Raw genomic sequence first — 11,770 nt, 5'->3', positions numbered from 1 at the left:
TTATCAGTCGGTTCCGGTCCACGGGTCCTCCTCACCGCCGTCCACGTGCGCGTATGACGTGTTCGAGGGGGCGTGTTCACCCGGCTGTTCGTGGTCGTTGGGTTGCTCGTTGGATCGCTCGTTAGAGGTCTCGTTAGACCACTCGGGGTGAGAAGCGAAGGTGTTGCGGCCCACCAGTTCCACCACTGCCTCGACGGGTGTCGACCGCTCGGCCGGTGCGGCAGCGGTCGCGGTCTCGCCGAGCAACCGACGACGGTCCTCGGCGGCGAGGCCGGTGTGCTCGCGGGCCGCCCGGCGTAGCTCGCCGGCACGCCCTTTGACGGCCGGCGGTGGAGGCTCGGTGTCGGCGGTGACCGGTGGTACGACCCGCCCGCCCGCGACCGGCCGCAGGACGACTTCGAAGCCACCGAGGCGGATCAGGTCCCCGTCATCGAGGTAGGGCCGCAGGTGCCGGGCCTGGTCGATGGCGTCGCGGGGGGCGAGGGCGAAGTACACCTTGTTACGGGCGTTGGCGTCAATCGCCTCCACCATGTCCCCGGACAACTGGCCGAGGTACTGATGGGCGAGGACGAACGAGGTGTGCAGACCGCGGGCTTCGGCGAGGGCGTCATCGATGCCGATGGGCAGGTGCAGGAAGTTGTGGCACTCGTCCAGCACGATCATCGCGTCCGGGCGATCGTCCTCAGGGATGCGGGCGCGGGCGGTGGTGGCCTGCCACAACCCGGCCAGGAGCAGCGAGCCGACCAGGCGGGTGCCGTCCTCGCCGATGACACCCTTGGGTAGCCGCGCGAGCATGATGCCACCGTCGAGGATGTCAGCGAACGAGAACGTGGTGGCCGGCACCCCGAACAGGCTGTTCGCCATCGGATGCGCCAGCACGAGGCGTAACCGGGACAGCAGCGGGGCCACCAGGCCGGAGCGCTGCGCGGCGGGCAGCTCGTTGAACCCTTCCCAGAACTCGCCGAGGGTGTTGCCCTCCCAGGCGTTCAACCTGCTGGTGACCGCGTTGACCCGGGCGGTCCTCCACGCGGAGTCCGACAGCAGCCGCGGCAGCTGGGCGAGGGTGGCGCCTTCGAGGTGGGCGAGGGTGAGCAGGCCGTGGTAGCAGATGTCGGCCGTGCGGTGGCCCCACCAGCGTGACCACACCTTCGCCATCACCGCTGTCAGGTTCGCGGCCACGTCGTGCGCGCTGCCGCCGTGCACACTCGGGTCGAGCAGGTTGATCGCCGGGGGCGCGGCCCGCTCGTCCGGGTCGATGAGCACCAGCCGGTCCCCACACGACTTGGGCAGCCGCGCGAGGAGGTCACGGATCAGGTCGCCCTTGGCCGGGTCGAACGCGGCCACGCCGCGCCCGGCCTCCACGTCGTCCAGGATCATCCGCATCAGCAGCGTCGTCTTGCCCGTGCCGGTCGGTCCGAGCGCGTGGACGTGGTACCGACAATCGGTCAGGGAGATCCCGACCCGCACCTCGGGGCCAGCGTTGGCAACACCGATGACCTTGCCGCCCAGGCCGTGCCGCTGGTCGAGCGGCACCAGGTTCAGCCTGCGGCCCTCCGGGCGGGAGTTGGATGCAGCAGCCTGGGTGTGGATCTTGTTCAAGGTGCGCTCCAGACGGTCGGTGAGTCGTCGGCCTCGGTTGCACCGGGCTGTGCCTGCACCGTCGTGCGCTGGCGCGTCTCCCGCCCGGAGGTCCGAAAGATGTCGCGGGTGGCGGGCCGACGCCGTGACGCCGCGCCGGGTAGGCCGTAGGCGGCCGGTTCGGCGGGCAGTCCGGCGAAGGCGGCGGCTTCCGCGATGGAGACGAGGCTCATCCGGGCCTCGGGCACCCAACGGTCGGCCGACGCGACCGCACCATGCCGTAGCCGGCGGCGGGTGAAGTGGGCCGACAGCAGCCCGAACCCGGAGCTGACATCAGCCACAGCGGCGACGGCAGCGGCCTTCGTGGGGCCGGCGGCGACCGTGTGCACGGCGACGAGCAAGTGCGGTGCGTCGGCGTACTTCGCCCGCGCTTGCCGGACCAGCTCGGCGGTGTACGGGTCAGTCGCACGGGTGTGCCGCTTCGGGCTCGACGGGCCGGGGTTGACGAGATTCAGGACGCCAAGGATCAGTGCTCGTAGCCCGTCGGCGAGCAGCCCGGCGGCGCCGGCGGTCCCTCGGGGACGGCGGGCGCGGTGTGGGTTGGTCATCGCGCGGCGCAGCGTCCGCAGTCGGTGGGCGGGTGCGCGGCCAAGGTGGACTTGCAGGATTGCGCCGCCGGTGCGCCCGGCTGAGGCGAGTCCGCCGTAGACCGCCCGGAGCCGGTCCTCTTCGGGAGTGCTCGCGTCCATGCCTCCTCGGCGGTGGGTAGGCGTGGTGTCGTCGACCAGGGGTAGCCATTCTGGCTGCGTCGGCCAGACCGCGAGGGCGGCGACGGCCCCGGTGGTGGGCACGGTCGGCGGGCGGGTCTGTTCGGCGCGGACGCCGGGCCAGCCGCGTTGCAGCAGCCGCACCACGGCGGTCGGGTTGACCCCTGGCGGCAGCCACAGCCCGCAGCGCATACCGTCCGGGTCGGCGGCGACCTCCCAGACCAGCCGGGTCGGGCGTAGCGCCCACCGGCGCGGCGCGGGCAACGCCGTGGCGAGCAGTCGCCACAGGCCGATCGTCGCGGCCGGAGTGGCGGTCACCGGCGGGGTGATCTGCAGCCATCGCGCTGCGGCGGCGTGCCGTCGCCAGATGCGCCGCCGCCACCGCATGCACCCGACCCGCACGGCGACGAGCGCCGCCAGGGCGGCGAGGAGCAACGGCCACCGGTCGCGGACGAGCGGCCACACCGCGTTGGTGGCGTCGTCGCCCCAGGAACCACACAGCAGCTCGCCCACCACCGAGTGGGGCACACCGCCGTGGCCGGCCATGCACCCGCCGGGGATCGCAGGAGCTGGCGGCGGGGATGGGGACAGCGTGACAACCATCGGGAACTCCGATCGGTGGTGAGAGGGACGCCAGGGCGGGTCAGCGGCGGCCGGCGACCGGGCCGGTGACGATCAACTCGTGCTCGGTCGCGGATGCGTGACTGTGGAAAGCCACCCGCGCCGACCCGGCCGCGAGGAGCGCGTCTCCGCGCTGGCAGGACAGCAGGAACGCCCGCTCGCCGTCAGTAAGCCCGAACGCCTCGGCCACGGCGTCGATCGCCTGCGGCGCCTGCCGCAGCAACACCTGCGTAGCCGCGTTGGAGACGACCGCGCGGCCAGTCTTGGTGGCGAGCACGTCAGCGGCGTCCTGGGTCACGACGGTCAGGCCCACGCCGTACTTGCGGGCGGACTTGGCCAGGGTCTCCAGGAACACGCCGCCGCGTCCGCCGGAGAGCAGTTTCCACGCCTCGTCCACCAGCACCATCCGCAGCGCATCAGGCTGCTGGCCGGAGGCGGTCGCGCCTCGTACGGTGCGCCAGATCGTGTCCAGGGTGAGCAGCGTCCCGACCGGGTGAAGTTGCTCGGGCAGGTCCTTGATGGCGAAGACCACGAGGTGCCCCTGCGCGGCGGTGGTGGTCGGCCCGTCGAACAGGCCCTTCATGCTGCCGTCCACGTAAGGGTGCAGGCGGTCGGCGACTCGGCGGCCGGCGTCGTCGGTGTCCTCCAAGAAGGCCATCACGTCGGCCAGCAACGGCGCCGGTCGCCTCCAGGTGCGCGGGTCGGTGGTGATGCCCTTGGCCCGGTACGCCGCGAGCACCGCCACATCGAGGGAGCGGGCCTCGTCGCCGGGCATGGGCGCGCTGACGGCGGTGTCACCGCTGCCCATCACGGTCACGAGCGTGTGCAGGAACCGTGCCCGGTCGTTGAGCGCATCGTCACCGGGCGACAGGTCGAGAGGGTTGATCTTCACCCCTGGCGCACCGAGGCGGATGACCGTGCCGCCGACCGCGTCGGCCAGCCGTAGGTATTCGTCTTCGGGGTCGATGACGAACGCTTCCACGCCGAGGCACAGGTTGCGCAGGAGGTCGAGTTTGGCCAGGTAGGACTTGCCTTCCCCGGAGCGGGCGAGGATGACGGCGTTGTAGTTGGACTGCGCCCACCGGTCCCAGACGACGACTCCGGCCGAGTGCAGGTTGAGCCCGAATAGCACGCCCATGCCGTTGTCTCCGGCGGTGTCGGGCAGGTCGGGGCTGGTGAACGGAAAGGCTGCGGCGAGGGCGTCGGTGTCGAAGACCCGCTTCATCCCGAGCGCGTCGAACCCGAGGGGTAGGCCGCTGATCCAGCCCTGCAACTGCCGCCAGGTCACCGGCGCGGTGTTGAGCAGCAGCGAGGCGGCGAGGGACCGCACCTCGGTTACCCGGTCGGCGAGGTCGTCTGGGCTGGTGCCGTGGACGGTCAGGTACAGGCCGAGGCGGAACAGTCGGGCCTCGCCTCGGGCGACCCGCGTGGCCAGCTCGGCGGCGTCGGTCGCGGCGGCGTCGAGGTCGGGATCGTCGAGGCGGCCCTTGGCCGCGTCATGGCGGCGGGAGGACTCGAACCGGCCGCGCTGCTTGCGCAGCCGTTCGGAGGCCACCGCCGGCGGGACCGGCTCAATGTGGAAGGCGGCGTCGACCAGGCCCGGGTAGGACAGGATCGGCTCGGCCCACCCCGGGCCGACCTCGGCCGGGTAGCCGACGACGGCGAGTGTGGCGCTGTAGCCGTCCCCGACCCGCACGTGTCGGCCGTCGACCTCGACGGCGTCGGGGGAACCGGGCAGGATCGTGGCCGACTCGGGCGCGGGACGCCGCCGCGTCGGCAGCAGTGCGGACAGCAGGCTCACCGCTGTTCACCTCCGTCAGATGTGGCGTAGGGCGTGAGGGCCGGGGCGGTGGGGTCGAGGCTGGCCGCGAGCCGCACTGTGGCGTCCGTCCCATCGAGGACCCGGGCGGGGACCTCGCACCCGGCGAGGGCGCGCACCGCCTCGGCCGCGTGGTGCGCGGCGTGGTGCGCGCCGCGTTGGCTGCGTACGGCGACGGTGACCTGCCGGTGCAGCAGCTCGCGCTGCCCGGCCAGGTCATCGAGGAACGCCACGTGCGCGCGGGCGGCGTCCTCCAACGCCGGATGCGGCATCCCCGGGGCGGCGGCGAGGAACCGGTCGGCGAGGTAGGTCAGGTCGACCCGTTGCGCCCGCACCACGATCTGCGCCGGGCCGTCGAGGCTGTGCAGCCACCGCGCGAACGCGACCACCAGGCCGTTCTGCTCCCCCGGTGTCCGTAGCCCGAACGCCACCGTCGAGGCGGCGACCAGGCCTGTCATGCCGTCCGAACCGAGATCGACCAGCCCGTCGCCGGTAATGCCCCTCGCGGGTAGCCGCAGCGGCGCGGGTAGCGGTAGCCGGTCACCCGGCCCGGCGGTGGTGGAAACCCACGCCGGAGCCGGGATGACCGGTCCATCGGCCGGTACGAGCCGGCGCGGGCTGCGGCGGTGCCGCAGCGCCGCGAGAACCCAGGCGTCGAGATTGATGCCGTCGCGGCGGCCGACCGCGAGCAGGAACGCTCCGGCGGCGACGGGTATCGCACCGGCGAGCAACACCAGTGGATGCACGAGCGTGGCCACCGCCGTCCACACCGCGTAGAGCAGGAGGCCCGTGACGGCCAGGATCACCAACTGCCGTCCCGACATGCCGAACGCGATCCTGTCCGGCCGTTCGATGTCCGCGGGAACCCGAGCCCGCATCGGAGCCTCATCGTTGCGGCGGCTCACTGCTCATCACCTCGCTTCCGCGACGGGCGCCGCGCCGAGGCGGACGATCGAGCCGGCGGTGGGAACGGCGGGGACGGGGACGGCCCGGTACGGACGGCCGGCAGACCCGCCGGGGTCGCACCAGCCGCCGGGGCCGGGGACGGGCGCGGCGGCGGGGTCGGGGCCGCTGACCGCCGACCGTCCGTGGACGGCGGGACGGACGATGCCGGTGGACGAGGCCGGGATGCGCTGGCGGCCGGTGCTCGCCGGGCCGGGGACGGGGTGCTCGGGTTGGCGGCGGGTTGCCCACTCGGGCTGGCGCGCCGCGCCGCCGTAGGCCGTGTCCCGGGGGTCGAGGCTCGTCGTGACCCGCCAGCTCCCGGTGGGGCCGAAGCGGTGGAGAACACCGGCGTGACCGGGGCAGGTGGCCGGCGCGGCGCGCTCTGTGGCGCTGGTGCGGCGGAGAACGCCACCGCCGGTGCCGCGCCGCGGGGTGTCGCGCTCGGTGTCGTGGCCGTGGCATCGCTGAAGGCGACTCGGGCGGGCGGCGCGGCCAGGGGCGGTGGACTCGGCTGAGGCGCGGACGGGTGCGAGAACTGCGCGGCCGGGACACCGCCGGACGGCGCTGGCGGTGGCGTGGACGGGGCCGCCGGGTGGCTGAAGGTAGGGGCGGCGTTCGTCCCGGACGGCGCAGGCAGCGGCGTATGGGTGACTGGGGCGTGGCTGAAGGCCGCCGGTCCCGGCGGGGACGGCGGGACGGGAGTCGGCCCGGGACGGGGCGGACGAGGTGGACGGGGCGGACGGGGGCCGCCCGACGCTGGACGGGGGCCGGGTGGACGAGGTGCCGTCCGTCGGGCGGTCCGGGCCGCGCTCGCGCCGCCCAGGATGCCGGCCGCCGCGCCGAGCGTCTTGATGGTCAGGTAGGCGTGCATGAGCTGGCCGAGCAGTCCCCTGCCGTTGCGCTGTCCGAGCGGGCCGAGGACGAACTGCCCCATCCAGCCCGGTAGTTTGATCAGCAGCCAGAGCATCGTCAGGCAGACCAGGACGCCGAGGAGCCCGTCTGCGGTCGAGGGCACGCCCAGCACGGTCGGCCCGGCGGGGGTCAGGAAGACCTTCACCGTGGCCATGACGATGATCGCCTGACCGATCTGCAACCCGAGGCAGGCGGCGAAGGCACGCCACCAGGTGTGGGCGATGCCTTCGGTGAGCGGGCTGGCATGGCAGATCAATGCCGCTGGGGCCACGCCGACGAGGATGACCAGCGCGGCCAGCCGCAGGATGAAGGTGAACTCCACAAGCAGGCACATCACGACCACGGCGACGGCCAGGAGCACCATCAGGAAGCCCTTGCCCTGCAGGGCGTTGTCCGCGATCTGCCCGATTGCGGCGGCTGCGGCCGGGCCGTCAACCGTGTTCCCGGCAATGGCCACCGTGAGCGCGTTGGTAAGCACGATGGCCTGCTGACCGATGAGCAGACTGCAATTGGCCAGCACCGCGCCCAGCGCGATCCGGGGCAGCACCTGCTTGAGCCCATGCTGGCTCTGCAGGGTCTCCCTGGTCGTAATGAGGAAACCGTTGGCGACGATGAACAGCACCAAGACGCCATTGGCCGTGATCAGGCTGGTCGTCCAGATCGCCTTGACGTGCTCGTTGTCGGTGAGGTCAGGGGTGGACAGCCACGATGCGCCGAGGGCTTCCATCACCGGCTGGAGAGCCTGCTCGGCGGTCCAGACGACCATTTCGACCACGGCCTTGCGGATCTGGCTCCCGATGTCATACCAGGCCGGATCATCGTCAACGAAAGGCTGGCCGGGAGTCGGGGACGGGCCGGGCGCGGGTGCCGGTGCGGCCGGCGCGGAGGGTGACGGATCCACTCCCGGCGGGCGGACGCCAGGGTCAGGCACGCCGGGCGTTGGCGGCGTGCCGGGTGCGGTAGCGGGCGGGCCGGGGGCCGGGCTCGGCTCGGCGTGCGCCGGCCCGGCCCAGCTCAGGGCAAGGCCGGCAAGGATCACCACGCCGAGCAGCAGCAACGACACCGCTCGGACCGTGCGGCGGGATCGGATCGCGAGGGCGTTCATCAAGCCACCCACGCGCCGACAATGGTCACGAACAACGGCGCGAGCAGCGCGAGGGCATAGCCGATCGCGGCGGACCGCAACGCGAGCTTGGCCTTCTCCACCTCGCCGGGGTCGCCATTGGCGGCTAGGTAGCGCAGCCCGCCGACGGTCAAGAAGAGCGTGGCGACGGCGACGAGGATGCCGATCAGCCAGGTGCGGATGTTGTTGGCGACCTGCTGGATCGACTCGACGGCCAGCACCACCGCAGCGGGCTCGGCCGCCCACGCCACGGTCGGCACGGCAACGAGCGCTGCCGTCACCGCGGCGGCGTTGAGGAGCATCAGCGCGGCACGGACAGTCCGAGACCGGTATCGACGCGGGCGGCGGACGCAAGGCCGTCCGCGCCTGCCCGCCCCGGGGCGGCGGTCCGCCGCCCCGGGGCGTGGGAACGGGTGGTGATTCATGGGTTGGGCACCTCCGGTGCGCACGCCGACGCAGCCCGCAGCGGGGCGTGGGTGCATGAGTGGGTGGCGAAGGCGGGACCGGGCGGTGCGCTCGTGGGTGACCTGTGGTGCCGACCGGCGCGGCCGTCCTCCTCACAGACGGGGTGGGTGGGCCAGGGACCGTGCGGGGGTGTCAGCGCCGTCAGCGGGTCCGGTCGGAGCAGGTCACTTGCGCGGAAGAGTCCCGCACTAGGGGATTACAAATCCGAGCCTCGGATTGGAAAGTCGCAGTTCAGAAGGGTTGCTTAAGGGCGCTTCCGCACGGTAGGTACGTCCAGGACCAGGGTCGCGGTGGCCTCGTTGATCACGTCGGCGTACGGATCGGACAGCTCCCCGGACTCGATCGCGGCCTTGAGCCGGGCGACGGCAGCAGTGCGGCGCTTGTAGAGGTTCCAGCGGGGCTGGCCGGTGCGCTCGGCATAGGCGGTGAGGCTGACCTCTTCCAGGTAGGTCGCGCCGATCAGCTCCGCCTCCTGAACGGTGATGACCTCGGCGGCGACCGCGCGAGCGAGAACGAGATCCGGGTGGCCGTACGCAGCCGGCGGCAACACCGCCCCCGGGGCGTAGTTCGGAGCCCCGGACGAGACGGGCTCCAGGTCGCGCAGCTCCGCGCGGGCCTTGGAGAACGCCGCCGAAAGCAGGTTCCCGACCACGCCCGGCTTGGCTACATCGACCGTGCCGAGAGCCCGAAGGAAGTGCTCGACGATGGCGGCCTGCACGTCGCCGGTGAACAGCTTGGCCAGCAGGTACGCCTTGAACCGCAAGCCCGGCAGCGCAACCCCGACGACACCGGCACGCCACGCCGGGTCACCGGTACGGGCACGTTGCACCAGCAGCCGCCACGACGCGTCCCGGCCGGCGTAGCCGCAGGACGGGTGCATGAGGATCGCCGACAGCTCGGGCAGGGCGATCCGACGGCGGGGCAGGCCGTGGCCGAGGCTGCGGCCGTCCACCGACAGCGGGCTCGGCCCCTGCCCCATCAGCCGGAATCGGTACTCGATGTCGTTGAGCAGCGTCTCGCCGCGCCGAGAGACGGCTGGCACGGTAGCGGGGACACGACGGTCCATGGTGGTACTCCCTCGTGATGACCGTTGCCGTCCGGCGGGAATGCCGATCGGCGCTGTGCCACCACGCCACCAGGGCCTTTGAACAGATCATGAACACTCGTGATCTTGTTCGAGGTGCCTCGACCCGTGTTCAACCCAGCCGTCGTCAATCGCCGGTCGATGCGTCTCGATGTCAGCGGGCGGACACCCCGTGTCGGGGTGTGCAACCAGTGGCCAGGCTGTTCAAGGCCCTTCACGCCGGGCGCAGCCACGTCGAGGCAGCACCCTTGAACACGCGTCGCCTACGACGCAGCCACGGGGTGCAGTAGGACGGCCACAAGCGGCTTTCGCGAGGCGCGCTCACGCCCCATCGCGATCTTGTTCAAGGTCCCGAGGCGGTCGGCCCGCCTCGTGTTCAAGCAGATGACGATCTTGTTCAAGGCTTCCTGGTGGTCAGTCGGCTTGTGTTCAAGCAGGCGAGGATCTTGTTCAACCGACGACGGGATTGCGCTCTTGGAGGCAATACGAGTCGGCTGGGCTAGCAACACTAGACAAAGCATCGCCAGAACCGGCTATCATCGCGTTATGGCGATGAATGATGACGGGTGTGTCACCGCAAACCTCGCGGCCGGCATGACCCCGGCCGTGGCCCTGTTCCGGTCCCTGGCAGACGAGACCCGGCTGCGGATCGTGCAGCGGCTCGCCGCCGGGGAGGCCCGGGTGGTGGACCTGACCGGCGAACTGGGCTTGGCCCAGTCGACGGTGTCCAAGCACCTCGCCTGCCTGCGTGACTGCGGCCTGATCGACTACCGCGTCGAAGGACGGCAGTCGTTCTACGCGCTGACCCGTCCGGAGCTGATGGACCTGCTCCAGGCAGCCGAAGGCGTTCTGGCGGCGACCGGTTCGGCGGTCGCGCTCTGCCCGACCTACGGCACCACCCATGCTCGGGCGGTGACCCAGTGAGCGCGACCACGTCGATCCTGACCCCGCAGCGTCGCGCACAGCTCAACCGGCGCAGCCTGCACCTGGCCTACGCCACCGCCGGGTACAACACGCTCGAAGGCATCGTCGCCGTCGCGGCCGGCGCGGCTGCCTCATCGACCGCGCTACTCGGCTTCGGCCTGGACTCCTTCATCGAGGTGTCCTCCGCGCTGGTGGTGATCTGGCAGTTCCGCTCCCGCGTCCCCGAAGCCCGCGAGCGGCTGGCATTGCGGCTGATCGCGCTGTCGTTCTTCGCCCTCGCCGCGTGGATTGGCGTCGACGCCGTCCGGTCCCTGCTCGGCCAGGGCGAGGCCGAGCCGTCACCAGTGGGAATTGGGATCGCCGCCGTGTCGGTGGTGGTGATGCCACTGCTGGTCTGGGCGAAGCGCCGCACCGGGCGAGAGCTGGGATCGACCACCGTGGTCGCGGACTCCACCCAGACCCTGCTGTGCACCTACCTGTCCGGAATCGTGCTCGTCGGGCTGGGCCTCAACGCGTGGTTGGGGTGGTCGTCGGCCGACCCGATCGCGGGACTGGTCATCGCCGCCGTCGCCGTCCGCGAAGGCGTCGAAGCCTGGCGCGGCGAGCAGTGCGACGACTGCACCATCCCCACGAGCCCGAAGCAGGAGGCCGCCGACGGGTGCGGGTGCGGGCCGGGCTGCACGGATGCCTGCTGCACGACCGAGGGTAGGAACCCGCAGTGATCGCCGTCGCCGCCCTGACCGTCTACGTGGCCTGGCTGGTACTGGCGTTCGGGCTGCGAAGCCTCATCCAGGCCCGTCGTACCGGGGATGCTGGCTGGCGCTCGCCGGGCGGCAAACGAGGCAGCCTCCAGTGGTGGAGTCGCATCATCGTCGGCTTCGGGGCGGTCGCTGCCGGGTTGGCCGCCCCGGTCGCCGACCTCATCGGCCTGCCGGCCATCGGCATCCTCGATCAGACCTGGCTACGCCTCGCCGGGCTTGCCCTGGCCATCGTCGCTGCCGCAGCGACCGTCGTGGCGCAGATCATGATGGGTAGGTCCTGGCGCATCGGCGTCGATGAGGCCGAACGCACCACCCTGGTCACCACCGGCCCGTTCCGCCTCGTGCGGAACCCGATCTTCACCGCCGCCGTAGTGGTCATCGCCGGGACAGCCCTGGCCGTACCCAACGCCATCGCGCTGGCCGGACTCGCCGCCGCGATCATCGGAGTGCAGCTCCAGGTACGCCGGATCGAAGAGCCCTACCTTCGCCGCGTCCACGGCGAGGACTACGACCGCTACGCCGCCCACGTCGGCCGCTTCCTACCCGGGATCGGCAAGCCGCCTAGCCGAGGCGATCACACGCTGCCACGGTAGCCAGTTTTTGCACCGGGCTTGAATTCCGGGGGCTTTGACCTGCGTGTTCAACCCTGTCGAGGATCTTGCTCAAAGGGCGCGCCGGGGCGGCGCCGCCCGCGTGGCTAGTACGTCGGTTTCCAATTCGAGGCCCAGATTTGTAATCCCCTAGTGTCAGCGCTTGTCAGCGGACGTGGCC

10 protein-coding genes are annotated in these 11,770 nt (G+C 71.7%); 3 read left to right on the top strand and 7 right to left on the bottom strand.

Annotation, left to right across the window (positions count from 1 at the left end; genetic code table 11):
- Nucleotides 1-3 precede the first annotated feature (3 nt).
- The 7 genes from O7634_RS12695 to O7634_RS12665 all read right to left on the bottom strand — a co-directional run bounded on the left by O7634_RS12695 (nt 4) and on the right by O7634_RS12665 (nt 9,296).
- On the bottom strand, nt 4-1,599 hold the full coding sequence (locus O7634_RS12695; protein WP_278150342.1) for a type IV secretory system conjugative DNA transfer family protein: 1,596 nt from the start codon (nt 1,597-1,599) through the stop codon (nt 4-6).
- Nucleotides 1,596-2,891: a hypothetical protein gene (locus O7634_RS12690; RefSeq protein WP_278150341.1), complete on the bottom strand. Its 1,296-nt coding sequence runs from the start codon at nt 2,889-2,891 to the stop codon at nt 1,596-1,598. The genes O7634_RS12695 and O7634_RS12690 overlap by 4 nt, the downstream gene beginning before the upstream one ends.
- A gap of 97 nt (nt 2,892-2,988) precedes the next feature.
- Complete coding sequence (locus tag O7634_RS12685; protein ID WP_278150340.1) at nt 2,989-4,767, bottom strand: DUF87 domain-containing protein; 1,779 nt, start codon at nt 4,765-4,767, stop codon at nt 2,989-2,991.
- The gene (locus tag O7634_RS12680; RefSeq protein WP_278150339.1) at nt 4,764-5,690 is read right to left on the bottom strand and encodes a PrgI family protein; all 927 of its coding nucleotides are present in this window, start codon (nt 5,688-5,690) and stop codon (nt 4,764-4,766) included. Before O7634_RS12680 ends, O7634_RS12685 begins: the two co-directional genes overlap by 4 nt.
- Nucleotides 5,687-7,747, bottom strand: coding sequence for a hypothetical protein (locus O7634_RS12675; RefSeq protein ID WP_278150338.1), 2,061 nt, complete (start codon nt 7,745-7,747; stop codon nt 5,687-5,689). The genes O7634_RS12680 and O7634_RS12675 overlap by 4 nt, the downstream gene beginning before the upstream one ends.
- The gene (locus O7634_RS12670) at nt 7,747-8,190 is read right to left on the bottom strand and encodes a pilin (RefSeq protein WP_278150337.1); all 444 of its coding nucleotides are present in this window, start codon (nt 8,188-8,190) and stop codon (nt 7,747-7,749) included. The genes O7634_RS12675 and O7634_RS12670 overlap by 1 nt, the downstream gene beginning before the upstream one ends.
- 284 nt (nt 8,191-8,474) lie before the next feature.
- Nucleotides 8,475-9,296 carry a hypothetical protein gene (locus tag O7634_RS12665; RefSeq protein ID WP_278150336.1) on the bottom strand — a complete coding sequence of 274 codons (822 nt, stop codon included), beginning with the start codon at nt 9,294-9,296 and terminating at the stop codon, nt 8,475-8,477.
- Between the two features lie 564 nt (nt 9,297-9,860).
- Between O7634_RS12665 and O7634_RS12660 the strand changes: the two genes are divergently transcribed.
- The 3 genes from O7634_RS12660 to O7634_RS12650 are packed head-to-tail and all read left to right on the top strand — an operon-like array spanning nt 9,861 to nt 11,592.
- Complete coding sequence (locus O7634_RS12660) at nt 9,861-10,238, top strand: metalloregulator ArsR/SmtB family transcription factor (protein WP_278150335.1); 378 nt, start codon at nt 9,861-9,863, stop codon at nt 10,236-10,238.
- Entirely contained in the window at nt 10,235-10,960 is a 726-nt protein-coding gene (locus O7634_RS12655; RefSeq protein WP_278150334.1) for a cation transporter, read from the top strand. The genes O7634_RS12660 and O7634_RS12655 overlap by 4 nt, the downstream gene beginning before the upstream one ends.
- Entirely contained in the window at nt 10,957-11,592 is a 636-nt protein-coding gene (locus O7634_RS12650) for an isoprenylcysteine carboxylmethyltransferase family protein (protein WP_278150333.1), read from the top strand. Before O7634_RS12655 ends, O7634_RS12650 begins: the two co-directional genes overlap by 4 nt.
- The last annotated feature ends 178 nt before the right edge of the window (nt 11,593-11,770 follow it).

Origin of the sequence: Micromonospora sp. WMMD1120, from assembly GCF_029626235.1 — a bacterium.
In the GTDB taxonomy this organism is placed as follows: domain Bacteria; phylum Actinomycetota; class Actinomycetes; order Mycobacteriales; family Micromonosporaceae; genus Micromonospora.
The sequence above is the reverse complement of the archived record's forward strand: the minus strand, read 5'-3'. Positions and strand labels throughout refer to the sequence as shown.